General features: G+C 62.0%; 22 protein-coding genes. 14 read left to right on the top strand and 8 right to left on the bottom strand.

Annotated features, from left to right (window positions below; genetic code table 11):
- Positions 1 to 269 precede the first annotated feature (269 nt).
- Both Aeroheme_RS16190 and Aeroheme_RS16185 read left to right on the top strand, forming a co-directional pair.
- Complete coding sequence (locus Aeroheme_RS16190) at positions 270 to 1,361, top strand: PfkB family carbohydrate kinase (protein WP_411166197.1); 1,092 nt, start codon at positions 270 to 272, stop codon at positions 1,359 to 1,361.
- Positions 1,355 to 2,263, top strand: coding sequence for a pseudouridine-5'-phosphate glycosidase (locus Aeroheme_RS16185; protein ID WP_411166196.1), 909 nt, complete (start codon positions 1,355 to 1,357; stop codon positions 2,261 to 2,263). The genes Aeroheme_RS16190 and Aeroheme_RS16185 overlap by 7 nt, the downstream gene beginning before the upstream one ends.
- 70 nt (positions 2,264 to 2,333) lie before the next feature.
- Here the strand turns inward: Aeroheme_RS16185 and Aeroheme_RS16180 are convergent, their stop codons facing one another.
- Complete coding sequence (locus tag Aeroheme_RS16180) at positions 2,334 to 3,059, bottom strand: carbonic anhydrase (protein WP_411166195.1); 726 nt, start codon at positions 3,057 to 3,059, stop codon at positions 2,334 to 2,336.
- Positions 3,060 to 3,508: 449 nt separating this feature from the next.
- Between Aeroheme_RS16180 and Aeroheme_RS16175 the strand changes: the two genes are divergently transcribed.
- The 3 genes from Aeroheme_RS16175 (at position 3,509) to Aeroheme_RS16165 (ending at position 6,073) form a co-directional block, all read left to right on the top strand.
- Positions 3,509 to 4,486, top strand: coding sequence for a cytochrome-c peroxidase (locus tag Aeroheme_RS16175; RefSeq protein WP_168234491.1), 978 nt, complete (start codon positions 3,509 to 3,511; stop codon positions 4,484 to 4,486).
- 243 nt (positions 4,487 to 4,729) lie between these two features.
- Entirely contained in the window at positions 4,730 to 5,485 is a 756-nt protein-coding gene (locus Aeroheme_RS16170; protein WP_411166194.1) for a DNA/RNA non-specific endonuclease, read from the top strand.
- A 240-nt stretch (positions 5,486 to 5,725) separates the two neighbouring features.
- Entirely contained in the window at positions 5,726 to 6,073 is a 348-nt protein-coding gene (locus tag Aeroheme_RS16165) for a DUF2541 domain-containing protein (RefSeq protein ID WP_411167255.1), read from the top strand.
- A 37-nt stretch (positions 6,074 to 6,110) separates the two neighbouring features.
- Here Aeroheme_RS16165 and mog read toward each other — a convergent pair whose 3' ends face one another.
- Complete coding sequence (gene mog / locus Aeroheme_RS16160) at positions 6,111 to 6,641, bottom strand: molybdopterin adenylyltransferase (RefSeq protein ID WP_234690600.1); 531 nt, start codon at positions 6,639 to 6,641, stop codon at positions 6,111 to 6,113.
- A 403-nt stretch (positions 6,642 to 7,044) separates the two neighbouring features.
- Here mog and Aeroheme_RS16155 point away from each other — a divergent pair, with 403 nt between their 5' ends.
- The 7 genes from Aeroheme_RS16155 to proX all read left to right on the top strand — a co-directional run bounded on the left by Aeroheme_RS16155 (position 7,045) and on the right by proX (position 13,324).
- Positions 7,045 to 7,383, top strand: a complete 339-nt coding sequence (locus Aeroheme_RS16155) for a DUF3135 domain-containing protein (protein ID WP_171275580.1) — start codon at positions 7,045 to 7,047, stop codon at positions 7,381 to 7,383.
- A 221-nt stretch (positions 7,384 to 7,604) separates the two neighbouring features.
- On the top strand, positions 7,605 to 8,417 hold the full coding sequence (locus Aeroheme_RS16150) for a threonine/serine exporter family protein (protein WP_106887672.1): 813 nt from the start codon (positions 7,605 to 7,607) through the stop codon (positions 8,415 to 8,417).
- A 115-nt stretch (positions 8,418 to 8,532) separates the two neighbouring features.
- Positions 8,533 to 9,000: a threonine/serine exporter family protein gene (locus Aeroheme_RS16145; protein WP_106887671.1), complete on the top strand. Its 468-nt coding sequence runs from the start codon at positions 8,533 to 8,535 to the stop codon at positions 8,998 to 9,000.
- Positions 9,001 to 9,024: 24 nt separating this feature from the next.
- On the top strand, positions 9,025 to 9,519 hold the full coding sequence (gene folA, locus Aeroheme_RS16140) for a type 3 dihydrofolate reductase (RefSeq protein ID WP_290069910.1): 495 nt from the start codon (positions 9,025 to 9,027) through the stop codon (positions 9,517 to 9,519).
- Positions 9,520 to 9,984: 465 nt separating this feature from the next.
- The gene (gene proV / locus Aeroheme_RS16135) at positions 9,985 to 11,181 is read left to right on the top strand and encodes a glycine betaine/L-proline ABC transporter ATP-binding protein ProV (RefSeq protein WP_139746091.1); all 1,197 of its coding nucleotides are present in this window, start codon (positions 9,985 to 9,987) and stop codon (positions 11,179 to 11,181) included.
- Positions 11,178 to 12,326 (top strand): glycine betaine/L-proline ABC transporter permease ProW, encoded by a 1,149-nt coding sequence (gene proW, locus Aeroheme_RS16130; RefSeq protein WP_395948882.1) that lies wholly within the window; start codon positions 11,178 to 11,180, stop codon positions 12,324 to 12,326. The genes proV and proW overlap by 4 nt, the downstream gene beginning before the upstream one ends.
- Positions 12,323 to 13,324: a glycine betaine/L-proline ABC transporter substrate-binding protein ProX gene (gene proX / locus Aeroheme_RS16125; RefSeq protein ID WP_411166193.1), complete on the top strand. Its 1,002-nt coding sequence runs from the start codon at positions 12,323 to 12,325 to the stop codon at positions 13,322 to 13,324. Before proW ends, proX begins: the two co-directional genes overlap by 4 nt.
- Positions 13,325 to 13,419: 95 nt before the next feature.
- On the opposite strand, the gene Aeroheme_RS16120 is transcribed toward proX, so the two are convergent.
- From Aeroheme_RS16120 to Aeroheme_RS16110, 3 genes are read right to left on the bottom strand one after another with little or no spacing between them, the layout of a single operon-like run.
- Complete coding sequence (locus Aeroheme_RS16120; protein ID WP_411166192.1) at positions 13,420 to 14,226, bottom strand: phosphoadenylyl-sulfate reductase; 807 nt, start codon at positions 14,224 to 14,226, stop codon at positions 13,420 to 13,422.
- Positions 14,216 to 15,940: an assimilatory sulfite reductase (NADPH) hemoprotein subunit gene (gene cysI / locus Aeroheme_RS16115; protein ID WP_411166191.1), complete on the bottom strand. Its 1,725-nt coding sequence runs from the start codon at positions 15,938 to 15,940 to the stop codon at positions 14,216 to 14,218. The genes Aeroheme_RS16120 and cysI overlap by 11 nt, the downstream gene beginning before the upstream one ends.
- Positions 15,940 to 17,730, bottom strand: coding sequence for an assimilatory sulfite reductase (NADPH) flavoprotein subunit (locus tag Aeroheme_RS16110; protein ID WP_411167254.1), 1,791 nt, complete (start codon positions 17,728 to 17,730; stop codon positions 15,940 to 15,942). Before Aeroheme_RS16110 ends, cysI begins: the two co-directional genes overlap by 1 nt.
- A gap of 187 nt (positions 17,731 to 17,917) precedes the next feature.
- Here Aeroheme_RS16110 and Aeroheme_RS16105 point away from each other — a divergent pair, with 187 nt between their 5' ends.
- A complete protein-coding gene (locus tag Aeroheme_RS16105; protein WP_411166190.1) occupies positions 17,918 to 18,718 on the top strand; it encodes a PhzF family phenazine biosynthesis protein in 801 nt (266 codons plus the stop codon).
- A gap of 115 nt (positions 18,719 to 18,833) precedes the next feature.
- Here Aeroheme_RS16105 and lysS read toward each other — a convergent pair whose 3' ends face one another.
- Complete coding sequence (gene lysS, locus Aeroheme_RS16100) at positions 18,834 to 20,372, bottom strand: lysine--tRNA ligase (RefSeq protein ID WP_106887662.1); 1,539 nt, start codon at positions 20,370 to 20,372, stop codon at positions 18,834 to 18,836.
- Positions 20,373 to 20,392: 20 nt separating this feature from the next.
- Positions 20,393 to 21,491 (bottom strand): peptide chain release factor 2 gene (gene prfB, locus Aeroheme_RS16095; RefSeq protein WP_106887661.1). Its coding sequence is split into 2 segments (ribosomal slippage): positions 20,393 to 21,415 and positions 21,417 to 21,491, totalling 1,098 coding nucleotides; the frame shifts between segments, so codons are not numbered across the junction.
- Between the two features lie 255 nt (positions 21,492 to 21,746).
- Here prfB and Aeroheme_RS16090 point away from each other — a divergent pair.
- The gene (locus Aeroheme_RS16090; RefSeq protein ID WP_289984987.1) at positions 21,747 to 23,618 is read left to right on the top strand and encodes a methyl-accepting chemotaxis protein; all 1,872 of its coding nucleotides are present in this window, start codon (positions 21,747 to 21,749) and stop codon (positions 23,616 to 23,618) included.
- Between the two features lie 233 nt (positions 23,619 to 23,851).
- Here the strand turns inward: Aeroheme_RS16090 and gltS are convergent, their stop codons facing one another.
- On the bottom strand, positions 23,852 to 25,051 hold the full coding sequence (gltS, locus tag Aeroheme_RS16085; protein WP_290069916.1) for a sodium/glutamate symporter: 1,200 nt from the start codon (positions 25,049 to 25,051) through the stop codon (positions 23,852 to 23,854).
- Positions 25,052 to 25,209: the final 158 nt, after the last annotated feature.

The raw sequence follows: 25,209 nt of genomic DNA, 5'->3' as shown, positions 1-25,209 counted from the left end.
CATTGAGGATCACCGGACTTGCCCGGTGATGTTCTTGTTGCTGACCCGACATTACAAGCAGCGCTATGCCCTGATGGACGGTCGCTGTCTGGACTATCCGGCCCTGAGTGTCGCGCGGCTGGGCTGAGTGCGCCGCACATATCTCATGAAGGATCACCGGGCTTGCCCGGTGATTTTTTGTGGCTGACCCGACATTTCTTGCACGAGAGGATAGCGGGAAAACGTTTTTCGGAAATAATAGACAAACGTTTGTAACTGGATGTTTGTCTATGACGGAACGTGAACAAGAGATCCTCGCCCTGCTGCGCCAGGATCCCATGATTGCCCAGCAGGAGCTGGCAGACAGGCTGGGTATCAGCCGCTCGGCGCTGGCGAGTCACATCTCCAGCCTGATGCGCCAGGGCTATGTGCAGGGGCGCGGCTATGTGCTGCGGGAAGGGCCCTACGCCGTGGTGATCGGCGGCGCCAACATGGATATCTGCGGCTGCAGCCACGACAACCTGCGCATCGGCGACTCCAACCCGGGCCGGGTGCGCACCTCCGCCGGCGGGGTGGGGCGCAATATCGCCGAGAACCTGGCGCGGCTCGGCACCGACACCCGGCTGCTGACCGCCGTGGGCAACGATCAATACGGCCACCACCTGCTGGAGGTGAGCCAGCGCGCCGGGGTCGACGTGCGCCAGGTGCTGGTGCTGGAGGGGCAGGCGACCTCCTGCTACCTCAGCCTGCACGATGGCAGCGGCGAGATGAGCTGCGCCGTCAACGACATGGGCATCATCGACGAACTCACCCCGGCCCGGCTGACCCCGCTCACCGGTTTCCTTGGCGCGGCCCGGCTCTGGGTGCTCGACACCAATCTCGCCACCCACACCCTGGACTGGCTGTTCGAGCGTCAGGGCGAGCACATCATCTTCGTCGACACCGTCTCTGTGGCCAAGGTGGAGAAGATCCGCCCCTGGCTGCACCGCATCCACACCCTCAAGCCGAACCGCACCGAGGCGGAGCAGCTGTGTGGCTTCACCATAGCCGGGCCGGACACCTGGCCCATGGCGGCGGCCTGGTTCCACCGCGCCGGGGTGCAGCGGCTGTTCCTGAGCCTCGGGGATCAGGGGATTTTCTATAGCGACGGGGAGTGCCAGGGCCATCTGCCTGTGCTCGGCAGCCCTGTCGTCAACGTGACCGGCGGCGGCGATGCCTTCATGGCAGGGCTGGCCCACGCCTGGTTGCAGGAGCAGGGCATCATGGAGACGACCCGTTTCGCTCTCGGCTGCGCCGCCCTCACCGTCAATTGTTCCGATACCGTATTTTCCGGCCTATCCAAGGCCGCCGTTGAACGCATGCTGGAGGAGTACCCATGTTGAACGCTTACCTCGATATCCAACCTGAAGTCGCTGCGGCCCTGGCCGCCGGCAAACCCGTCGTAGCCCTGGAGTCCACCATCATCTCCCACGGCATGCCCTATCCGCAGAACGTGGAGACGGCGCGCCAGGTAGAGCAGGTGGTGCGCGACAACGGCGCCGTGCCGGCCACCATCGCCATTCTGGATGGCCGCCTCAAGGTGGGTCTGGATGCGGGGGCGCTGGAGGCGCTGGGCAAGGCCGGTCACGCCGCCACCAAGTGCAGCCGCCGGGACATCCCCTTCGTGCTGGCGAACAAGGGGCTGGGCGCGACCACTGTCGCCTCCACCATGATCATCGCCGCCATGGCGGGGATCCGGGTGTTCGCCACCGGCGGCATCGGCGGCGTGCACCGCGGCGCCCAGGAGACCTTCGACATCTCGGCAGATCTGCAGGAGTTCGCCCAGACCCCGGTGGCCGTGGTCTGCGCCGGTGCCAAGTCCATACTCGACATCGGCCTGACCCTGGAATATCTGGAAACCCAGGGGGTGCCGGTCATCGGCTACCAGACCGAGGAGCTGCCCGCCTTCTACACCCGCGAGAGTGGCTTCAAGGTGGATTACCGCCTCGACACCCCGGCGGCCATTGCCGAGGCGCTGCGCCTCAAGTGGGAGCTGGGGCTGGCCGGCGGCGCCGTGGTCACCAACCCGATCCCGACCAAGTTTGCCATGCCCAAGGCCGACATAGACGCGGCCATCGCGCAGGCGCTGCAGGAAGCGGACGAGCAGGGCGTCAAGGGCAAGGCATCCACCCCCTTCCTGCTGGCGCGGGTGTGCGAGCTGACCGGTGGCAACTCCCTGGCGGCGAACATCCAGCTGGTGCTGAACAACGCCGCCCTGGGGGCAAAGATCGCCGCCAGCCTCTAACGACTCGCGGTGAATGCAAAAGAGGGCCTGTTGGCCCTCTTTCTATCGTGCAAAGCGGTTACTTACAACCTTATTGCAGCACCTGGCGTCCGTTGAGGGGCTGGACGGGTCTGTTGTTGGGGTGGTGCATCACCGCCTTGAAGGCGTCTATCTGGGCCTGGCTGGCCTGCACCGGCTCCTTCATCACCAGCCAGCGCACCCCTTCCGAGCAGGGCGGCGTGGTCAGGGAGCCGCTGAAGCGGTAGTAGTCGCGCTGGGCGGGCAGCAGTGGCTCTGCCGAGAGCGGCACCTTGAGGGCACGAGTTTCCCCCGCCTTGGCTGGCAGCGCCTGCCAGGCCTGGCTCAGGGCCGGGTTGGCGCGGCCCGGCTCGAACATCACCGCCACCACCGCCAGCTCCCCCTTGTCGTTGGCGTGGACCAGGTGCCCCTCCAGGGGGTAGGACTTGCCCACGATGAGGTTCTCGCTGGGAGCGTGGAAGTGGAACTGCTTGAGCTCGAAGGCCATGCCGTCGAGTTGCAGCGTGCTGCCGGGGGCATAGTTGACCTGTACCGTGTGGCCGTTGTTGACCAGCGTCTTGCCACCTGGCAGATAGTGGAACTGCAGCGGCGCCAGCTCGGCCTCCACCAGAGCCGTGAGGTTGACCGGCGACTGGTTGCTGCCGGCGCACTGGCCAAACTCCGGGGTCAGCCTTGCCCATTTCGCCGGGCCGGCCTCACCACTGTATTCCCAGTGCACAGTAGCGGCGAAGGCAGTGGGGCAGAGCAGCAGGGCGCCGGCCAGCAGGGACTTTTTCATCATATATCCTTATCTTGATTGAAAAGCACAACCATTCGCCTCCTTGATCAAGTGACGGAATAACAAATGGCATCGTCTGAAATAAGGGGAACAGCGGTTCAGACCGGCTTATTTATTATTGGTGGCGACAACGGCTCATATTTATGATGCATATTAAATGGATCTAATTAACGGGCGGTCGCCACTGCATATTGAATAATCGCTTTATTCAATGACAGCAATCTAATTAATGGGCTGTCGTTGCTGATGAATTAGCTCATAATTCACTCATCGAAATTCAGCTTGTTTTTACCTCGCAAGTCCCCGCCATTATTCCGTCTGAAATAAATTAATTCATTGTTTTTATTGTGGTTTTTTGTAACCTATATTGATCTTGGGCAAATAAAAGACAACCTTTCCCGGGCAGGCTGAGGCTGCGATTGTTCGCAGACTCAAGGGAGAGAAAAAAGATGAATAAATATTGTCTGCTGCTGGCACTGGCCTTGCCCGGGATGGGGTGGGCGAGTGAGCCGATACAAGCGGTCGAAGCCGCCAAGGTGAAAGACCCGGCGAAAGTCGAGCTGGGCAAGATGCTGTTCTTCGAGCCCAGACTGTCAAAATCCAATGCCATCTCCTGCAACTCCTGCCACAACCTGGCAACCGGCGGGGTGGACAATCAGGTCAGCTCCCTCGGCCACAAGTGGAAGGAGGGGCCGATCAACTCCCCGACCGTGCTCAACTCCAGCCTCAACTTCGTGCAGTTCTGGGATGGTCGCGCCAAGGATCTGAAGGAGCAGGCGGCCGGGCCCATCGAGAACCCGCTGGAGATGGCCTTCACCCACAAGCTGGCGGTGGGCACCCTGCATACCCTGCCCGAGTACCGTGCCCGCTTCGATGCCGTCTACGGCAAGGCGGACTTTGGCATAGATGAAGTCACCGATGCCATCGCCGCCTTCGAGGAGACCCTGATCACCCCCAATGCCCCCTTCGATCGCTGGCTGAAGGGGGACGGCAAGGCGCTGACGGCGCAGCAACTGAAGGGCTATCAGCTGTTCAAGGAGAAGGGCTGCACCGCCTGCCACAACGGGGTCGCCATAGGTGGCAACTCCTTCCAGAAGATGGGGCTGGTCAAGCACTACCAGACCGACAACCCGGCCCAGGGGCGCGGCGCCGTGACCGGCGAGCCGCAGCTCATCGGCTGGTTCAAGGTGCCCACCCTGCGCAACATAGAACTGACCTACCCCTACTTCCACGACGGCGCCGTCTGGGATCTCAAGGAGGCGGTGCAGATCATGGCGGACATCCAGCTCGGCCAGCGCCTGAGCGAGCAGGAGGCCGACGACATGACCGCCTACCTCGAGAGCCTGACCGGGGAGCAGCCGCAGATAGTGCTGCCCATACTGCCGCCGTCCCGGCCCGATACCCCCAGGCCTGAGGTGAAGAGCTGAGCAGAATGAGGAGAGTGGCGGAGCCGGTGGCTCCGCTTTTTGTCTGCCTATCTATCTGATAACCAAGTCAAAGTGCCGTTCCTGTCACAGCGAGAACGGGATGGCAATCCCCCAGCTGGCGACAGGGATTTCACCGATCTGCCGCCCCCCTCACATTTCCGCACTGCTCGCTATTTGTGCGATTGCCTTGCTCATCCGACCTGGTGTCAAATCACTCCGCCTAACACAAGGAGTGGCATAATAATGAATAATATCAATAAATTAGTTCTGGCTATCGGATTCACTCTCACCGCTTTCCCGACCCTGGCCGCGAGCTTCCAGTGCAAGGATCACATCAAGCTCGGGGTACCGGGTCAATCCAGTCAGCTGTTGTGCCGGGACGGCTATGCCGCCGGTTACAACTACGACACCAAGGTCTCTGACTGGGTCTCTTACCGGATGACGGCGGCCAGCGCCCAGGGGCAGGTGCCGCGCAAGGATGCCTTCGCCGAAGACAAGGAGGTGCCGGTGCAGTACCGCGCCACCCTGGCGGACTACAAGGGCTCGGGCTTTGATCGCGGCCATCAGGCGCCCGCGGCGGACATGCGTACCAGCGCCACCACCATGAAGCAGAGCTTCCTGCTGACCAACATGACGCCACAGTTGCCGGCTCTCAATCAGGGGGCCTGGCGCATCCTGGAAGAGAAGACCCGGCAGTGGGCCATCGCCTATGAGAATGTCCAGGTGATCACGGGCCCCATCTTCACCAACTCCGATGGCGCCATCGGCAACGGCGTGACTGTGCCCCACGCCTATTACCGGGTGGTGATGGATGTAGCCAATCAGGAAGCCATCGCCTTCATCCTGCCCCAGGAGAACGTGTCGGCCAGCCGGCTTGCGGACTACATAGTGACTGTGGATGCGGTGGAGGAGCAGACCGGGCTCGATTTCTTCACCGCGCTGCCGGATGAGCCGGAAGAGGCCATGGAATCCCAGCTGATGACCATGTGGGGCAACTAGTCTCCCCAGAGGTGATGACGGGGGCCTGAGTCCCCGTCATCACAGGTCCCGGGTGTGAGTTGCCATCATCGGTATGAGCCTCGTCTGGCTATTGCCTTGCCCACTGGTACAGCTCCAGTACAGCTTGGGTTTGGCTATGGACCCTTATCATGCCCCTTTTTTTCAGGAGGCATAATGTCAGCTCTGTTTTCTCTTCATCTCTCATCCCCCTTCACTCGCGCCTTGCGCATCCTGGTGCCGATGGCGCTGCTCGGCGGGGTTGTGCCCCCGGCCATGGCCGATGATGAATTTCGGCTGGGCAAGACCATGCTGCTGGGGGTGGGCGACCATGCTGCCATCATTCCCGTCATCATCTGTCGTCCGGCCAAGTCCATCATGGTCAAGGCGGAGCGGGAGCTGACCCTGGACAGGGTCAAGGTGATCTACGGCAATGACCGCAGCAAGACACTGCACTTTGACAAGAGCCTGAAAGAGGATCAGGAGTCCGGCTGGAAGTCCCTCGGCAGCCGGGTCTGCATCAAGCGGATCGAGGTTTATGGCAATTCGGAAGGGAGCAAGGCGGGGGTCAAGGTGTACGGCCGTAAATAAGAGAGGGACGGGGGCTTAACATCCCCCGTCCATTTAGCTATTTCTTGGGGCGGAATGGCTTGATGACGGCTTCATCGCACTCGAGATAGGGCCCGTCCATCAGGTCTATGCAGTAGGGAATGGCAGGGAAGACCGCATCCAGGCACTCGCGGATGGACTTGGGCTTGCCCGGCAGGTTGACGATGAGGGCGCTGCCGCGCAGGCCTGCGGTCTGGCGTGACAAAATGGCGGTGGGTACGAACTTGAGGGATTCGGCCCGCATCAGCTCGCCAAAGCCCGGCATCATGCGATCGCACACGGCTTCGGTGGCTTCCGGTGTCACATCCCGCTTGGCCGGCCCTGTGCCGCCCGTGGTGACGATGAGGCAGCATGACTCTACATCCGCCAGCCGAACCAGGGTCGCCTCAATCTGATCCTGCTCATCCGGGATCACCTGATAGACGGGTTCCCACTCCGAGGTCAGATAGGCGTCAAGGGTGTCGATGATGGCCTTGCCGGAGAGATCTTCATAGATGCCCGCGCTGGCGCGATCGCTGACGGTGACTATACCGATTCTTGCCTTGCTCATGCTCAACCCTTGGTCATTGGAAAAAGTGGTAAATAAAATAACATAATCAGTGAGATATGTTAAACCATCGGCTTGGGTGCGACATGGCAAGGTCTAAATTGAGAGTCGAACGAAAAGCAGATCTATTCGCTATCGATGAATAGGGAATAAGAAGAGCCATAAAAGCCTTTAAAATTTATAAAAAAAGTGACGCATGGGGCATCACTATAATTTCATGAATCCTAAAGAATTAATCTTTCCTCTCGCCCAATATCCGCCCACTGGATGAAAAAGCGGACTCCTGTGACTCGGAGCCGGCAGACCCAAAATCCTCACCATCTTATATAACCTTCCTATGGACAGCGAAATGATGTGCCGGGCGTGGTCGCACTTGGATGTGGGAGGAGTCTGGCCAGGAGGGGATATGGAGCTGCCAGATTTTGATACGCTCAAACACTGGGCCCTGGCCGAGCCGGAGCGGCTCGATGCCTTGTTGCACCAGCAGATAGAGGCCTTGATAGCGCAGGTGGGGCCGGATCGGCAGCGGCGGTTGCGGGGCCTGCAGTTTCGCATCGATTGCCAGCGCCGTCTGGCCAGGAACAACCTCGACAGCTGCATCCGGATTGCCAACATGATGCACGACTCCGTGTATGCCATGCGCCGCCACATCATTCAGTTGCAGGAGGAGTCTCTGGTGCAAGCCGAAGAGAGGCTGCCGCCAGACAATGTGATAGTCCTGGCGGATCATCCGAGGAATAAATAATTTATTGGTCGCCACCCTGCTCCGCTATTTTCAATATTTTCTTCAGCGCAAACCACCCAATGTTAATAAACAGGGTGGTTTGTTTTTTATTTGCTGCAAATTCACATTGCACACTCATTTAATAACATGGCGGCCCGCTAAATCCGCAGATATGGATGAAGGAATATAACGCTTGAGGTAATATCTCGGCACATTTCATCTTGCTACGACTCTAAGGGATTATGAGAAGTATCACACCAAGAAGGGTGCTGTCGCGGGAGCAACAGACAGAGATCACCCGGATCATCGTCAAGGTGGGTCAGTTGCTGGCCCAGCATGGTGCCGAGGGGCGCATCATAGAGCAGACCACGGTCCGGCTCGGGTTGGCGCTGGGGCTGGAGAGCGTCGAGATGGCCATCTCCGCCAGCGCCATAGTGCTCACCAGCCTCTATCAGGGGAGTTGCGTCACCACCACCCGCCGGGTGCGGGATCAGGGGATCAACATGCAGGTGGTGTGCGAGGTCCAGCGCATCTGCATCCTGGCGGAGAAGGAGCTGATCGGTGTGCGGGAGGTGCGCCAGCGGCTCGACGGCATAGTGCCATTCCATTATCACCCCTGGCTGGTGGTGCCCATGGTGGGGCTCTCCTGCGGCGCCTTCAGCCTGCTGTTCGGCGGCGACTGGCCCATCTTCCTGGTGACCTTCATCGCCGCTGCGGTGGCGATGCGAGTGCGCCAGCTGATGGCTCGCCATCATCACAGTCCGCTCATCAACTTCGCCGCGACCGGCTTCGTCGCCACCCTGATCGCCTCCTGTGCCACCTACTTCCAGTGGGGAGACCAACCCTATCTCGCCATGGCGGCCAGCGTCTTGCTGCTGGTGCCGGGTTTCCCGCTCATCAATGCGGTCTCCGACATGGTGAAGGGCTACTTCAACCTGGGGCTGGCCCGCTGGGGCATGGCGACCCTGCTCACCATCAGCGCCGTCATCGGCATAGTGCTGGCCATGTCGGTCACCGGGATCTGGGGCTGGAAACTGTGGTGGAACTCCATATGAGATGCAATGACGCTATCCGCGCTCGAAGCGGGACAATAGCGCGCCGTTTCGGTGCCATTAGTGTGAGTGTTGGGCCAGGGCCTCGTCTGGTGGTCTTGGCGGGAGGGACGCGGCCATGATGGAACTGCTCTTGCTGCTCGCCAGGGATGCGTTCTGGTCGGCCATCCCGGCGGTAGGCTTCGCCATGCTGTTCAACGTGCCGCCTAGGATGCTGAAGTATTGCGCCATGGGAGGCGCCCTGGCCCACAGCCTGCGCACCCTGCTCATTCATTACGGCATGCCCATAGAGTGGGCCACCCTGGCGGCGTCTACTACGGTGGGCTTTGTCTGCGTCTACTGGTCGAAGCGCCTGCTGGCACCGCGTCCCGTGTTCAGCGTTGCCTCCATCATTCCCATGATCCCGGGTGTCTATGCGTTCAAGACCATGATTGCCGTGGTGGAGCTCAACATCTCCGGGGTGACCACGGAGCTTATCCATCACGCTGTGACCAACGGCCTCAAGGTGCTCTTTATCGTGGGGGCCCTCAGTTTCGGTTTGGCGATCCCCTCTCTGGTCGTGTACCGTAACCGGCCCATTGTCTGAGACAGGCTGCAAGAGGCTGAACCCATGCACATTTCCATGATTGCCGCCATGGCGCACGATCGCGTGATTGGCCTGGACAACCAGATGCCCTGGCATCTGCCCGCCGATCTGGCCCACTTCAAGCGGGTGACGCTCGGCAAGCCGGTGCTGATGGGGCGCAAGACCTTCGAGTCCATAGGTCGCCCGCTGCCCGGGCGGCGCAACCTGGTGATCAGCCGCAACCCTGACTATTGCGCAGAAGGGGTGGAGGTGGTCGATTCGGTCGAGGCCGCGCTCGCCTTGCTGGCAAGGGGCGAGAAAGTGGATGAGCTGATGGTGATAGGGGGGGGTCATCTCTATGGCCAGCTGCTGCCCCGGGCCGACAGGCTCTATCTGACACGCATCGATCTGGCGGTGGCAGGGGATACCCGCTTCCCCGCCTTCGATGAGGGGGACTGGGTGCGCACCGAGAGCGATCCCCATCAGCCCGACGAGAAGAACCCTCATCCTTACTGCTTCGAAACCTGGCAGCGACGCTAATCCCTCCCGTCAGCAAGGCCCCTCCACTGCGAGGGGCTTTTTTTGCGACTTCGCCGCCGCGCTCCGCACAGGCTCCTTTCCCGCTCAATCCTCCCCTTAATGCCTCCCCTTCATAGGGATTAAATATGATTAATGTTGTAATTGTTTTGTGGGTCTTGATGAAATGGGGCCTCAGTCCGGGGGAGGACCCTCATTTATGCTCCTCACCCCCTTGATTCTACTCATGATATGGATAATAAACGGACTATTTATGCAGCTATATCATATTTTTCCGATCAACTTCGGTCATCTGTTGAATTTTTGTTTCCTTAAATAAGTTATAAAAATCAGTTATTTATGTCGTGACTTGTTTTTGTGGACTCTTATGGTTCTTTTGTTATTTGGTTTAATTGTTTAGTGTTGAAAGTAGTTGGTGCGCGTTCGGCAGCAGGAACAGCAATATGCCGGCCATAGAAAAAGGACAGTATGACAGTCAAACTCGAAGTGAAATCGCTCTATAAAATCTTCGGAGAACATCCGGAAAAAGCGTTCAAATTGCTGGCGAAAGGGCACGACCGCGCCAGCATACTGCAAAAGACCGGGCAGACCCTGGGGGTCCAGGATGTCAATCTGGCCATCCACGAGGGGGAGATCTTCGTGGTGATGGGCCTCTCCGGCTCGGGCAAATCTACCCTGGTGCGTCTCTTCAACCGGCTGATCGAGCCGACCCGTGGCCAGGTGCTGATCGATGGCGAGGACATAGCCGCCATCTCGGAGCGCGAACTGCGCCAGGTGCGCCGCAAGAAGATCAGCATGGTGTTTCAATCCTTCGCCCTGATGCCCCACCTGAGCGTGCTGGAAAACACCGCCTTCGGCCTGGAGCTGGCCGGGGTGCCGCTGGCGGAGCGCCAGCAGAGTGCCCGTCAGGCGCTCCATCAGGTGGGGTTGGGACAGTGGATCGACGCCTTCCCCGACGCTCTCTCCGGCGGCATGAAGCAGCGGGTCGGCCTGGCCCGGGCGCTGGCCAACGACCCGGACATTCTGCTGATGGACGAGGCCTTCTCGGCGCTGGATCCCCTGATCCGTACCGAGATGCAGGACGAGCTGCTCAAGCTGCAGGCGAGCCAGCAGCGCACCATAGTCTTCATCTCCCACGATCTGGACGAGGCGATGCGCATCGGCGATCGCATCGCCATCATGCAGGACGGCCAGCTGGTGCAGGTGGGCACCCCCGACGAGATCCTGAACCAGCCCGCCAACGACTATGTGCGCGCCTTCTTTCGCGGGGTGGATCTCGCCAATGTCTTCAGCGCCCGGGATGTGGCCAGCCGCAAGCAGATGCCGCTTATCAAGAAACACACCACGGACGGGCCGGGCAATGCTCTGCGCCAGCTCAAGGAGCTAGAGCGGGAGTACGGCTATGTGGTGGATCGCAGCCGCCGCTTCCTCGGGGTCGTCTCGGTCGAGTCGCTCGGTCAGGCGGTCCGTGACAAGGGGAGCCTGGAGCAGGCGCTGCTGGCGGACATCCAGCCCATCCTGGCCGACACCGCCCTCAACGAACTCATTAGCCAGGTGGCCGCCGCACCCTGCCAGGTGCCCGTGGTCGAGGAGGATGGCACCTATCTGGGACTCATCTCCAAGGCCAATCTGCTCAACACCCTGGACAGGAGTACCCCGGTATGAATCTCAACCTCTTGAACCGTCTGCTGACCGGCTTGCTGGCGCTGTTGCTATTGACGAGCGCTCCCGCCTGGGCCGACGAGGCACAGGCCGATCCCTGGGGCGCTGCGACCACCACCACAGCCGAGGATCCCTGGGGCAGTACGGCCACAGAGGCGGCAGACTGGCAGAGCCAGATCGCAGTCGTCGATAACAGTGCCGCCGTCGACTGGCTGGATCCCTTCCAGCAGGCCCTGGTGCCGCTGGATACCTGGGTCGAGGGGGGCATCGGCTGGCTGGTGGAGAACCTGCGGCCTGTGTTCCAGCTGATCCGCGCCCCTGTGGAGCTGGCCCTGGGGGCCATGACCCAGTTGCTGCAGACTGTGCCCTCCACCCTGATGATGGGGCTCTTGACCCTGATCGCCTGGCAACTGGTGGGCGGCCGCATGGCGCTCGGCACGCTCGCGTCTCTTGTTGGGATCGGCCTTATCGGTGCCTGGTCCGATGCCATGGTGACCCTGTCCCTGGTGCTGACCTCCCTCTTCTTCTGCGTGCTGATAGGCTTGCCGGTCGGCATTTTGCTGGCCCGCAGCGAGCGGCTCTCCACCTGGACCCGGCCTCTGCTGGATGCCATGCAGACCACCCCGGCCTTCGTCTATCTCATCCCCATCGTCATGCTGTTTGGCATAGGCAATGTGCCCGGGGTGGTGGTGACCGTCATCTTCGCCCTGCCCCCCATGATCCGCCTCACCATGCTGGGGATCCGCCAGGTGCCCGCCGATCTGGTGGAGGCGGCCCACTCGTTCGGTGCCAGCCCCTCCCAGCTGCTGTTCAAGGTACAGCTGCCGCTCGCCATGCCCACCATCATGGCCGGGGTCAACCAGACCCTGATGCTGGCGCTCTCCATGGTGGTGATCGCCTCCATGATTGCGGTCGGCGGCCTGGGGCAGATGGTGCTGCGCGGCATAGGCCGCCTCGACATGGGGCTCGCCTCCATCGGCGGCCTCGGCATAGTGCTGCTGGCCATCGTCCTCGACCGACTGACCCAGGCGATGGGGCAGCCGGACCGCAGCCGGGTCGGCCGCTGGTATCAGCGCGGCCCCGTCGCCCTGCTGCTGCGCCTGTGCGGCCGCGGCAAATCCCTCGATTACAAAGGAGTAAATGCATGAAACAGATCACCAAAGGATTGACCCTGAGCGCCCTGCTGCTGAGTTCCCTCGCCATGGCCAATACAGCGCTGCCGGGGGAGGGGGTCAAGGTGCAGCCCCTGCAGAGCTCCTTGCCGGAGGAGGCCTTCCAGAGCCTGCTGGTCAGCAAGCTGATGGGTCGCCTCGGCTACGAGGTCCAGCCCGCCCAGGAGGTGGATTACAACGTGGCCTACGCCTCGGTGGCGCAGGGGGATGGCACCTTCCTCGCCTTCAACTGGATACCGCTGCAGGACAACAAGTACGAACAGGCGGGGGGGGACAAGGTGTTCTTCCGTCAGGGCACCTATGTGGCCGGCGCCGCCCAGGGCTATCTTATCGACAAGAAGACAGCGGCCCAATACGGCATCACCAACCTGGGTCAGCTCAAGGATCCCAAGCTGGCGGCGCTGTTTGACGGCGATGGGGACGGCAAGGCCGATCTGGTGGGCTGCAACCCGGGCTGGGGCTGCGAAGGGGCCATCAACCATCATCTGGACGAGTTCGGCCTGACCCCGACAGTCACCCACAAGCAGGGCAACTACGCTGCGCTGATCGCCGATACCCTGGCCCGATACCAGGCCGGCAAGCCGGTGCTCTACTACACCTGGACCCCTTACTGGCTGAGCAGCGAGCTGGTGCCGGGCAAGGACGTGGTGTGGCTGGAGGTGCCCGCCGATGCTCCTGATGGGGACAAGACCCGGCTGCCCAACGGCAAGAACTACGGTTTTGCCGTCAACACCATGCACATAGTCGCCAACAAGGCCTTCACCGATGCCAACCCGGCGGCGGCCAAGCTGTTTGCCATCGTCAAGCTGCCGTTGAACGACATCAACATCCAGAACGGCCTGATGAACAAGGGACAGAACAAGCCGGCGGATGTGGAACGCCACGCCGATGCCTGGCTCAAGGGACACGAGGCCCTGGTCAATGACTGGCTGACCCAGGCGCGCGCCGCAGCGCAAGGCAACTCTGCGGGCTAAGGCCCCCTCGGCGCGGCCCAGTCCATGGATGTCAGCAAGCAAAACGCCCGGCCATTGCCGGGCGTTTTTTTATGGTCAGCCGCTTGTACCCGGGATCAGATGCCGGATCCGTCGTGCTCGCCGCTCTCCTCGTGCAGGCCGCACTCGCGCTTGAGGCCGAAGAAGCGAGTCTGCTCCTCGCTCATGCCCGGCTCCCACTTGGTGGTGGTGTGCACATCGCCTACCGAGAGGTAGCCCTGCTCCCACAGGGGGTGGTAGGGCAGATCGTGCTCCTTGAAGTAGTAGAAGACGTCCTTGTTGCTCCAGTCGATCACCGGCAGGAACTTGAATCGGCCGCGCTGTATGGCCAGCACCGGCAGCTTGCCGCGGCTGCCCGCCTGCTCCCGGCGCAGACCGGAGAACCAGGTGCGGGCGCCGAGCTCGCTCAGGGCGCGGTCCATGGGCTCCACCTTGTTGAGCTGGTTGTAGCGGGTGATCCCCTCCACCCCCTGCTCCCACAAGAGGCCGAAGCGGGCCTCCTGCCAGGCCGGGCTGAGTTCGGCCCGGTAGATCTTCAGGTTGAGGCTGAGCCGCTCGGTCAACTCATCGATAAAGCGGTAGGTCTCGGGGAAGAGATAGCCGGTATCGGTCAGCACTACGGGCACATCGGCCCGCTCGCGGCTCACCAGGTGCAGCATCAGCGCCGCCTGGATGCCGAAGCTCGACGACAGCACATGTTCCCCCGGCAGATTCGCCAGCGCCCAGCGCACCCGCTCGGAGGCGCTCATGGCGTCCAGCTCCCGGTTGAGGGGGGCCAGCGCCTCGCTCTGCTCCTCCCGGCCCAGGGCCAGCAGGGCGTCGAGGTCGAGCCTGCCATCGGCGGTCAGTGTCAGCCGCCCGCTATCCGTCAGTTCAGGCTGCATAGAAGTCCCTCGCGGAGTCGATGACGGGGGCCACCACCCCTGCGCGGATCACGAAGTCGCCGAAGCACTCGTTCCCGTCGCGCTCCTTGGCCCAGCGGCCGATCAGGGCATCGAGCTCGGCCAGGATCTGCGGCTCCGTGATGTTCTCCTGATAGAGGCGGGGAATGCGGGTCCCCTCCAGGTTGCCCCCCAGGTGCAGGTTGTAGCGGCCGGGGGCCTTGCCCACCAGACCCACTTCCGCCAGCATGGCGCGGCCGCAGCCGTTGGGGCAGCCGGTGACCCGGAAGATGATGGAGTCATCCGCCAGCGCGTGTTTGGCCAGCAGACCTTCGATGTCGGTGACAAAGGCCGGCAGCATGCGCTCGGCCTCGGCCATCGCCAGCGGGCAGGTGGGCAGGGCCACGCAGGCCATGGACTGCTTGCGTTGCTCGCTCACGCCGTCGTCCAGCAGGCCATACTGGCGCGCCAGGGCTTCGATGCGCGCCTTCTCGCTGGCAGGGACACCCGCGATGATGAGGTTCTGGTTGGCGGTGAGACGGAAATCCCCCTGGTGGATCTTGGCGATCTCCAGCATGCCGGTCTTGAGGGGCTTGCCCGGGAAGTCCAGCAGGCGGCCGTTCTCGATGAAGAGGGTGAGGTGGTGCTTGCCATCTATCCCCTCCACCCAACCGAAGCGATCCCCACGGCTGGTGAACTCATAGGGGCGCACCTCGCCAAATTTGATGCCGGCGCGGCTCTCCACCTCGGCCTTGAAGGCCGGGACGCCGACCCGCTCGAGGGTGTACTTGGTCTTGGCGTTCTTGCGGTTGACCCTGTTGCCCCAGTCACGCTGGGTACTGACCACGGCGGCCGCCACTTCCAGCACGTGGGAGAGCGGGATGAAGCCGAAATCGCTCGCCTTGCGCGGGTAGGTGCTGGTGTCGCCGTGGGTCATGGCCAGACCCCCGCCCACTAGCACGTTGAAGCCCACCAGCTTGCCGCCATCTGCGATGGCCACGAAGTTGAGATCGTTGGCGTGGATGTCCACGTCGTTGTGGGGCGGGATCACCACTGTGGTCTTGAATTTGCGCGGCAGGTAGTTGGAACCCAGGATCGGCTCCTCGTCACCCCCCAGCTTCTCGCCATCCAGCCAGATCTCCACGTAGGCGCGGGTCTTGGGCAGCAGGTGCTCGGAGATCTTCTTGGCCCACTCGTAGGCCTCCTGGTGCAGCTCGGACTCCACCGGGTTGCTGGTGCAGAGCACGTTGCGGTTTACGTCGCCGGCGGTGGCGATGGAATCTATGCCCGTGCTGTTGAGGGTCTGGTGCATCAGCTTGATGTCGCGCTTGAGCACCCCGTGGAACTGGAAGGTCTGGCGGGTGGTCAGGCGGATGCTGCCGTAGAGGCTGTGCTCCTCGGCGAACTTGTCGATCACCTGCCACTGGGCCGGGGTGATGATGCCGCCGGGTAAGCGGGCGCGCAGCATGACGTTGTGCAGGGGCTCCAGCTTCTGGGCGGTGCGCTCGGGGCGGATGTCTCTGTCATCCTGCTGATACATGCCGTGGAAGCGGATCAGCTGGAAGTTGTCGCCGTTGAAGCCACCGGTGAGGGGATCTTGCAGATCCTGCTCTATGGTGCCGCGCAGGAAATTGCTCTCGCGCTTGAGGCGCTCGTTGTCGGACAGTGGCCCTTCAACCGGTCCTGCTGCTTGTTTCGAGATTGGTTGCTTGCTCATCAGTAGACATCCCTTTGATAACGTTTGGCACGACGCAATTCGCTCAAATACTCTTCTGCTTCTTCACGGCTCTTGTGGCCATGATCGCTGATCACATCCAGCAGGGCCTCCTGCACATCCTTCGCCATGTGGTTGGCGTCGCCGCACACATAGAAGTGAGCACCTGCTTCCAGCCACTGGTAGAGCTCAAGGCCTGCCTCGCGCAGGCGGTCCTGCACATAGATCTTGTTGGCCTGATCCCGGCTGAAGGCCAGGGATATCTTCGACAGCAGGCCGGATTTCACATAACGCTGCCACTCCACCTGATAGAGGAAGTCCTGGGTGAAGTGAGGGTTGCCGAAGATGAGCCAGTTCTTGCCCTCGGCCCCTTGTGCCTCACGCTCCTGCATAAAGGCGCGGAAGGGGGCAATGCCGGTGCCCGGACCCACCATGATGACGGGGGTATCGGGATTGGCCGGCAGGCGGAAGTTGTCGTTGTACTCCACGAACACCCGCACCTCGGCCTCCTCGGCCAGGCGGTCCGCCAGATAGGAGGAGGCGCCACCAGATCGCACTGTGCCATCTTCCTGGCGGTAGCGCACCACGCCGACTGTCAGGTGTACCTCTTCCTCCACCTCGCTCTGGGCGGAGGCGATGGAGTAGAGGCGCGGGGTCAGCGGGCGCAGCAGTTTGACAAGCTGATCCGCGCTCAGGGAGGAGGGGAAGCGCTTGAGCACATCCACCACCTGGGCGCTGGCCACCAGGGCGTTGACATGGGCCTTGTCGCCGGCGAGATCCTTGAGCGCCGCATTGTCCGAGATCTCGGCCAACCCGGTGATAAAGCCGCCGTGCAAGCGGGTCAGCTCGAAGTGGCGGGTCAGGGCCGCGCGCAAGGGGCCCTGTGCGGTGGTTTCATCGCCGGAGAGGCCGGTCAGGGCCAGTACTTCGCCCACCAGATCGGCGTCATTGTCGAACCAGATGCCGAGGGCATCACCCGGCTGATAAGTGATGCCGGACTCTTCCAGGTTGATCTCGATGTGGCGGATGTCCTTGGTGGAGTCGCGGCCGGTGATCTTCTGATTGACCGAGAGCCGTGCCGGGAAGGGGTTCTCCTTGTGATACTGGCTGTGGCCGACGGCTTGCTGCACCGAGCCGGCTACGCTGGCGGTCGCGGCCCCTGCGGACAGGGTGGCGGCGACGGCATTGACTGCCTGCTCGCCCCAGGCCTTGGCCGCGTCCTGATAGTCCACGTCGAGGCTCGCGAGTTCATGAATGCGCTCGGCACCCGCTTTTGACAGGAAGTCGTCGAAGTCCTTGCCGGTCTGGCAGAAGAATTCGTAGGAGCTGTCACCCAGCCCCAACACGGCGAACTTGAGACCTTCGAGTTTGCCTATCTTGCCTTTTTTAAGCTGCTCGAACAGATCCACCGCGCTCTCCGGCGGCTCCCCCTCCCCGTAAGTGCTAACGATCACCAGCAGATGGCTCTCTTTCTTGAGCTGCTTGGGTTTGTAGTCCGCCATCGAGGTCAGGGTCACCGGCAGGCCGTGGGCCTTCGCCTGCGCCTGGATGGCGCTGGCGACACCCTTGGCGTTGCCGGTCTGGGAGCCGTAGAGAATGGTCAGGCTGCCACCGGGGGCGGCCACGACGGCGCTGGTGGCGACGCTCTGGACGCCTGACTGGGAGAGGCCGTAGAGATAACCGCTCACCCAGGCGAGTTGCTGGGTATTGAGGGTCGACAAGACCTGATTCAGCTGGCGCTGCTGCTCGTCAGAGAGCGGGCTTATGGTGGGTATTGGGGCTGTCAATTGCATCACACACGTCTTCCATGGTCTGATTTTTGGTCAGATTAAGGGGTGCAATGAATAACAACAAAGAATAAAAATATCTTCTTTATGCGATTTATGAATTTATAAAGCCGAAATCCGCCTCAGCGGCTCCCCGGCTGTGGTATAAAAATCGCAATATATTGAGTCCCCTTCCGCCTCTCAGGATCTGCCGATGTCCAGACTGTTCCATGTCAATGCCTTCAGCCAGCACCCCTTCGGGGGCAACCCCGCCATAGTCGTATTGGGGCCGGAGCGCAGCGATGCCGAGCTGCAGGCCATGGCGGCGGAGTTCAACCTGTCGGAGACCGCCTTCCTCACTCCCCTGGGGGAGGCGCACTATCGGTTGCGCTGGTTTACCCCGACGGTCGAAGTGGATCTCTGCGGTCACGGCACCCTGGCGGCCGCCCATGTGCTGTGGCAGACCGGTGCTGTGGTTCGCTCCCAGGTGCTGCGCTTCGAGACCCGCAGCGGCCTGCTGGAGGCCAGCGCCGAGGGGGAGTGGATCCGGCTCGACTTTCCGCGCATCCCCCTTGCTCCGCTGGCATTGGATCCCGCCTATGCCGAGGCCCTCGGCTGCACGCCGCTGCAGACCCTGGCCGCCGGCGCCAAGTTCCTGCTGGTGCTGGGCAGCGAGCAGGAGGTGCAGGGGCTCAAGCCGGACTTCCACGCCCTGCGGGCCCTGCCCGGTCGCGGCCTGATGGTGACGGCGCCCTCCAGCCGGGGAGGCGATGATTTCGTCTCCCGCTATTTCGCCCCCTGGGTCGGGGTGGAGGAGGATCCGGTCACCGGCTCCAACCACTGCGCCCTGGTGCCCTACTGGGCCGAGCGCCTCGGCAAGACGCAGTTGCGGGCGCGCCAGATCTCCGCGCGGGGCGGGGAGCTGGTGCTCGAGTTGCAGGGGGATAGGGTGTGGATGTCGGGTCAGGCGCTGACCCTGTGGCAGGGGGAGTGGCTGCTGCCGCCCGCCCCATAAGTCGCCAGCCGGGTGTGCCCGGTTCGCCGGCTTTGGTTTTCGTCATAAAAAACGCCCCGCAGTTGCGGGGCGTTTTCAGTGCCATCGGGCATCAGGCCAGGCCTGAGGCGATCGCTTATTTCTGTTGCGGACGCAGGGCCGGGAACAGGATGACGTCGCGGATGGTGTGGCTGTTGGTGAACAGCATCACCAGACGGTCGATACCAATACCCTGACCGGCAGTGGGCGGCAGGCCGTGTTCCAGCGCGGTGACGAAGTCGGCGTCGTAGAACATGGCTTCGTCGTCGCCCGCTTCTTTCTGGTTCACCTGATCCTGGAAGCGCTTGGCCTGATCTTCCGCATCGTTCAGCTCGGAGAAGCCGTTGGCCAGCTCGCGGCCGCCGATGAAGAATTCGAAGCGGTCGGTCACGTCCGGGTTCTTGTCGTTGCGGCGGGCCAGCGGGGAGACGGCAGCCGGGTACTCGGTGATGAAGGTCGGTTGCAGCAGCATGTGCTCAACTGTCTCTTCGAAGATGGCGGTGATCACGTGGCCCAGCTCCCAGCCCTTCATCAGCTCGATGTGCAGACGCTTGGCGACGGCCTTGGCGCTCTCCAGGGTGGCCAGATCGTCCTGGGTCACATCCGGGTTGAACTTGAGGATGGACTCGACCATGGTGAGGCGCTGGAACGGCTGACCGAAGTCGATGGTCAGGCCCTCTTCGCCCTCTTTGGCGTAACGGATCTTGGTGTCACCCAGGATGTCCTGGGCCAGGGTGCGCAGCAGCTCCTCGGTCAGGTCCATCAGATCGATGTAGTCGGCATAGGCCATGTAGAACTCGATCATGGTGAACTCGGGGTTGTGACGCACCGAGATCCCTTCGTTACGGAAGTTGCGGTTGATCTCGTACACGCGCTCGAAACCACCGACCACCAGACGCTTCAGATAGAGCTCGGGGGCGATACGCAGGTACATGTCGATGTCCAGCGCATTGTGGTGGGTGACGAAGGGACGCGCGGAGGCACCGCCCGGGATGACCTGCATCATGGGGGTTTCCACTTCCATGAAGCGCTTCTCGTTGAAGAACTTGCGGATGCCGGCAACCACCTGGGTGCGGATCATGAAGGTCTTGCGGGACTCTTCGTTGGCGATCAGATCCAGGTAGCGCTGACGGCAGCGGGCTTCCTGGTCGGTCAGGCCTTTGTGCTTCTCGGGCAGCGGACGCAGTGCCTTGGTCAGCAGGCGGATTTCGCCCACATGGACGGAGAGCTCGCCGGTGTTGGTGCGGAACAGGGTCCCTTCCACGCCGACTATGTCCCCCAGATCCCACTTCTTGAACTGCTCGTTGTAGAAGCCTTCCGGCAGGTCGTCACGGGTCACGTAGATCTGGATCTTGCCAGCCATGTCCTGCAGGGTCGCGAAGGAAGCCTTGCCCATGATCCGGCGGGTCATGATACGACCGGCAATCTTCACCCGTTTATTCAAGGCCACCAGCTCGTCGGCGCTCTTGTCGCCAAACTCGGCGTGCAGATCGCCGGACAGGCTGTCACGACGGAAGTCGTTGGGGAAAGGGTTGCCCTGGGCGCGCAAGGCGGCCAGCTTGGAGCGACGCTCAGTCATCTCGTTGTTCAGTTCGAGAGTCTGGTCGACTTCCGGAGTAGTGGTTTGTTCAGACATGGTGATTCCTGCTGCTCTGTTTACAGGCCTGATTTCAGGCTGGCTTCGATAAACTTGTCCAAGTCGCCGTCGAGTACCGATTGGGTATTGCGGGTCTCGACGCCGGTGCGCAGATCCTTGATACGGGAGTCATCCAGTACGTAGGAGCGGATCTGGCTGCCCCAGCCGATGTCGGACTTGGTCTCTTCGAGGGCTTGCTTCTCAGCGTTCTGCTTCTGAATTTCCAGCTCGTAGAGCTTGGCCTTCAGCTGCTTCATACACTGATCTTTGTTCTTGTGCTGGGAACGGTCGTTCTGGCACTGCACCACCACCCCGGTGGGGACGTGGGTGATACGCACCGCGGACTCGGTCCGGTTGACGTGCTGACCACCGGCGCCGGAGGCACGGTAGACGTCGATGCGCAGATCCGCCGGGTTGATGTCGATCTCGATGTCATCATCGATCTCGGGGTAGACGAACACCGAGCAGAACGAGGTATGACGACGGCCACCCGAGTCGAACGGTGACTTGCGGACCAGGCGGTGCACGCCGGTCTCGGTGCGCAGCCAGCCGAAGGCATACTCGCCGGTGAACTTGACGGTGGCGGACTTGATGCCGGCCACGTCGCCGTCAGACAGCTCGATCAGCTCCGGCTTGTAGCCGTGGGCATCGCCCCAGCGCAGGTACATGCGCAGCACCATGTTGGCCCAGTCCTGGGCCTCGGTGCCGCCGGAACCGGACTGGATGTCGATGTAGCAGTCGGAGCCGTCGTGCTGACCGGAGAACATGCGACGGAATTCGAGATCCACCAGCTTGGCTTCCAGCTGATCGGCTTCGGCCACTGCCTCGTTGAAGGTCTCCTCGTCTTCGCCTTCGACCGCCAGGCTGACCAGCATCTCGACGTCCTCAGCACCTTGTGTCAAGACGTCTATGGTGTTGACCACGTTGTCCAGCGACACGCGCTCTTTGCCCAGCGCCTGTGCGCGCTCCGGCTCATTCCAGACATCCGGCTGTTCCAGCTCGGCATTGACCTCTTCTAGACGCTCTTTCTTGGCGTCATAGTCAAAGGTACCCCCTAAGCAGCTCGGTCCTCTCAGACAGCTCCTTAAGCTTGTTTAATACAGGATTGACTTCAAACATCGTGAAAACTCTCGGGGTCGATGTGATTTAAAAACGGGATATTCTAGCCAATTGCGGAAGGAATAAACAGGGTTGGCTGGCCCTGGCCGCCTTCTGTCACCGATTTCGGAGGCTATTTTGTGCTTTCTTGCAGAAAATATCGCCAGCCGCGCCATTCTCCGCTTCAGTTTTGTGCGCTTTGGCCGCTAACAACAACATGGAGTGCCGCGCACTTTTCGAGTAATCCTGTTCCTGACCCCACAAGAAGAAAGCACGATGAAAAACCTATCACTCAAGCAGAAGATACTGTTGTCTGTGGTGATCGCCCTCTCCCTGGTGATCCTGCTGCTCTCCTGGCAGAGCTACAGCAGCCAGAAGTCCCTGTTGCTGCAAGGCAGTCAGGAACAGGTGCAGCGCCTCGGCAGCCAGCAGGCCGCCAGCGTCAGTGACTGGCTCGCCGCCCGTCGCGATGTCATCCAGGCCCTTGGCAACAAGGCCGGCCCCGAGCCCCTCAACGCCCTGCAACAGGCGCAAGTTTCCGGCCGTTTCCAGCTCACCTATTTCGGTGAGGGCAGTGGCAAGATGAATGACTCTGACCCTTCCATCAACCGTGACGGCTATGATCCTCGCTCCCGTGGCTGGTATCAGGAAGCCATGGCCAAGGGCGGCATGATAGTGACCAAACCCTACCTGGACGTGGCCTACAACGTCATGGTGGTGACTCTGGCCCAACCGGCCCAGGGCGGCGTGGTCGGCGGCGATCTCTCCATCGCCTCCCTGGTGGAGGATGTCACCAAGATGGCCCTGCCGGCGGACGGTGTCGCCATCCTGATGCACAAGGACGGCACCGTCATCGCCTATAAAGATGCGGCCAAGGCGATGAAGCCCGCCAGCGAGATCGACAACGATCTCTCCAATGCCCTGATCGAGCAGAGCAAGAGCAACAACAGCCTGCTCCCCGCCTATTTTGACAACGAAGGCCGCGACAAGCTGCTGTGGGCGACGGACATCCCGAACACCGACTGGGAGCTGGTGCTGGTGCTGGACAAGGCCACCCTGGAGGCGCCGCTCTCCTCCCTGCTGATGACCCAGCTCGGCCTGGCCCTGCTGGTGCTGGTGGGCAGCATCATCGCCATCTCCTGGCTGGTCAGCCTGCTGCTGGGCCCCCTTGGCAAGGTTTCCCAGGCCCTGGCCCGCATCGCCGACGGTAACGGCGATCTGACCCAGCGCATCAAGATCGATGCCAATGACGAGGTGGGCCAGCTGGCCAACAGCTTCAACCGTTTCGTCGGCAGCCAGCACCAGCTGATCGGCAATATCCGCCAGCTGGCCAACGAGCTGAATGCCGATGCGGAGCGCAGCCTGGTGACCAACCAGGCCGCGGTGGAAGAGCTGCAGCGTCAACAGCAGGAGGTGACCATGGTCGCCACCGCGGTCACCGAGATGGCGAGCGCCACCATGGAGATCGCCGGCAACGCCGAGAACACAGCCGCCGCCGCCCAGCAATCTGCCCAGAGCAGCGAGCAGGGCAAGATGCTGGTGAACCAGACTCGCCAGTCCATCAACAACCTGGCCGAGGAAGTGGGTCAGGCCACCGGCGTCATCGGCGAGCTGAGCCGCCACGCCCAGGCCATCTCAGGCATCCTCTCCACCATTCAGGGCATCGCCGAGCAGACCAACCTGCTGGCGCTGAACGCGGCCATTGAAGCGGCCCGTGCCGGTGAACAGGGTCGCGGTTTCGCCGTGGTGGCGGACGAGGTGCGGGTGCTGTCGCGCCGTACTCAGGACTCCACCCAGGAGATCCAGTCCACCATAGAGACGCTGCAGCAGACCACGGCCCGTGCGGTCAGCCTGATGCAGACCAGCCAGGGGCTGGCGGACAACAGCGTCAAGGACGCCGATGCCGCGGCCGCCGCGCTGGAAGAGATCACCCAGGCCGTCTCTCTCATCTCCGACATGGCGGGTCAGATCGCCACCGCCGCCGAGGAGCAGACCCAGGTGACTGGCGAGATCACTCAGAACACCACCGCCATCAAGGATGTGAGCGACGAGATCACCGCCGCCGCCATGCGGGATTTGGATCAGGCGCACCACCTCAAGGGACGTGCCACCAATCTGAACCAGCAGGTCTCGACCTTTATCCTGTAAGAAAGGGTCTGGAAGCGGCGCCACTGCGGCGCTCGATGTAAAAAGCCCCGCACAGGAGTGCGGGGCTTTTTGTTGTCCGTCATCCGGCCAAGGCCGTGATGCACCCTGGCTGGCTGTCGCAGCGGCTGAATCCCGGGATGCTCTAGCCTTCCTGGGAACCAAGGGGGCGGGAGAGCGCCAGCAAAGAGCCCACCAAAAGGTGGGCTCTGTCATATGGGGTCTGGCGCCCGGGCTTACAGGAAGGGCAGGGCCAGGAACAGCTTGATCACCACGGCGTTGATGATGTCGATGAAGAAGGCGCCCACCATGGGCACCACCAGGAACGCCAGGTGGGAGGGGCCGAAGCGCTGGGTGATGGCCTGCATGTTGGCGATGGCGGTGGGGGTGGCCCCCAGACCGAAGCCGCAGTGGCCCGCCGCCAGCACGGCCGCGTCATAGTTGCTGCCCATGACCCTGAAGGTGACGAAGATGGCGTAGAGCGCCATCGCCACCGTCTGGGCGGCCAGCAGGATGAAGATGGGCAGGGCCAGGCTGGCGAGATCCCACAGCTTCAGGCTCATCAGCGCCATGGCGAGGAAGAGCGACAGGCTGACGTTGCCGAGCAGGGAGACCTCCCGATCGCTCACCTCGTGCCAGTTGAGCAGGGTCAGCAGGTTGCGCAGCAGCACGCCGACGAAGAGCACGCAGACGAAGACCGGGAGCTCCAGGGCACTGCCCTTGAGGTAGAGGGAGAACATCTCGCCTCCCTTCAGGCTGATGGCGATCAGCGCCAGGGTCTCGATCAGGCTGAAGGTGGTGAGCGGCCGCTCCATGTCCGGCATCTCGAAGCCCTGGGGGGCGCCGTCACGGTTGTGCTCCTCACCGGGTACCTGCACCTTCTTCACCAGGTAGCGGGCGACAGGCCCGCCGATCAGCCCCCCCAGCACCAGGCCGAAGGTGGCGCAGGCGATGGCGAGCTCGGCAGCGGATTGCACGCCGTACTTCTCGGTGAAGATGGAGCCCCAGGCCGCGCCTGTGCCGTGGCCGCCGGAGAGGGTGATGGAGCCGGCCAGCAGCCCCATGTGCGGGTCCAGACCCAGCAGGGTGGCCAGACCGACCCCCAGGCTGTTTTGCACCAGCAGCAGGCCGGTGACCACCAGCAGGAAGGTGATCACCGCCTTGCCGCCGCGCTTGAGGCTGCCCAGATCGGCGGAGAGGCCGATGGAGGCGAAGAAAGCCAGCATCAGCGGGGTTTGCAGTGTGGTGTCAAATTGCAGTTCAAGCTGCATGGTGGAGCGCAGCAGCAGCAGCACCAGGGCGACCACCAGGCCGCCTGCCACCGGTTTGGGAATGTTGAAGGTACGCAGGGGGCCAATCCGGTTGACCAGCAGACGGCCGAGCAGCAACACCAGGGTGGCGGCGACCAAGGTGGCGTAGGAATCAAGTTTTATCATGCGGTACTCCCATGTTGATCGGCTGTGTCTTTGGCGAGAAAGACTCACAGATTCAGCCGGGATAAAAACAGTGTGGCGCAGGCGCCAGTTCAAGAGGGGGCCACAGCCCCAGTCCCAGGCAAAAATGGGATCGATGCGAGCCCGATTTCATCAGGCAT

Source organism: Aeromonas sp. DSM 116730 (assembly GCF_046581335.1).
In the GTDB taxonomy this organism is placed as follows: Bacteria; Pseudomonadota; Gammaproteobacteria; order Enterobacterales; family Aeromonadaceae; genus Aeromonas; species Aeromonas rivipollensis.
The sequence above is the reverse complement of the archived record's forward strand: the minus strand, read 5'-3'. Positions and strand labels throughout refer to the sequence as shown.

Coding starts and splice junctions, on each gene's coding strand:
- Aeroheme_RS16190 (WP_411166197.1), top strand. CDS start 270: ATGACGGAACGTGAACAAGAGATCCTCGCCCTGCTGCGCCAGGATCCC.
- Aeroheme_RS16185 (WP_411166196.1), top strand. CDS start 1,355: ATGTTGAACGCTTACCTCGATATCCAACCTGAAGTCGCTGCGGCCCTG.
- Aeroheme_RS16180 (WP_411166195.1), bottom strand. CDS start 3,059: ATGAAAAAGTCCCTGCTGGCCGGCGCCCTGCTGCTCTGCCCCACTGCC.
- Aeroheme_RS16175 (WP_168234491.1), top strand. CDS start 3,509: ATGAATAAATATTGTCTGCTGCTGGCACTGGCCTTGCCCGGGATGGGG.
- Aeroheme_RS16170 (WP_411166194.1), top strand. CDS start 4,730: ATGAATAATATCAATAAATTAGTTCTGGCTATCGGATTCACTCTCACC.
- Aeroheme_RS16165 (WP_411167255.1), top strand. CDS start 5,726: ATGGCGCTGCTCGGCGGGGTTGTGCCCCCGGCCATGGCCGATGATGAA.
- mog (WP_234690600.1), bottom strand. CDS start 6,641: ATGAGCAAGGCAAGAATCGGTATAGTCACCGTCAGCGATCGCGCCAGC.
- Aeroheme_RS16155 (WP_171275580.1), top strand. CDS start 7,045: ATGGAGCTGCCAGATTTTGATACGCTCAAACACTGGGCCCTGGCCGAG.
- Aeroheme_RS16150 (WP_106887672.1), top strand. CDS start 7,605: ATGAGAAGTATCACACCAAGAAGGGTGCTGTCGCGGGAGCAACAGACA.
- Aeroheme_RS16145 (WP_106887671.1), top strand. CDS start 8,533: ATGATGGAACTGCTCTTGCTGCTCGCCAGGGATGCGTTCTGGTCGGCC.
- folA (WP_290069910.1), top strand. CDS start 9,025: ATGCACATTTCCATGATTGCCGCCATGGCGCACGATCGCGTGATTGGC.
- proV (WP_139746091.1), top strand. CDS start 9,985: ATGACAGTCAAACTCGAAGTGAAATCGCTCTATAAAATCTTCGGAGAA.
- proW (WP_395948882.1), top strand. CDS start 11,178: ATGAATCTCAACCTCTTGAACCGTCTGCTGACCGGCTTGCTGGCGCTG.
- proX (WP_411166193.1), top strand. CDS start 12,323: ATGAAACAGATCACCAAAGGATTGACCCTGAGCGCCCTGCTGCTGAGT.
- Aeroheme_RS16120 (WP_411166192.1), bottom strand. CDS start 14,226: ATGCAGCCTGAACTGACGGATAGCGGGCGGCTGACACTGACCGCCGAT.
- cysI (WP_411166191.1), bottom strand. CDS start 15,940: ATGAGCAAGCAACCAATCTCGAAACAAGCAGCAGGACCGGTTGAAGGG.
- Aeroheme_RS16110 (WP_411167254.1), bottom strand. CDS start 17,730: ATGCAATTGACAGCCCCAATACCCACCATAAGCCCGCTCTCTGACGAG.
- Aeroheme_RS16105 (WP_411166190.1), top strand. CDS start 17,918: ATGTCCAGACTGTTCCATGTCAATGCCTTCAGCCAGCACCCCTTCGGG.
- lysS (WP_106887662.1), bottom strand. CDS start 20,372: ATGTCTGAACAAACCACTACTCCGGAAGTCGACCAGACTCTCGAACTG.
- Aeroheme_RS16090 (WP_289984987.1), top strand. CDS start 21,747: ATGAAAAACCTATCACTCAAGCAGAAGATACTGTTGTCTGTGGTGATC.
- gltS (WP_290069916.1), bottom strand. CDS start 25,051: ATGATAAAACTTGATTCCTACGCCACCTTGGTCGCCGCCACCCTGGTG.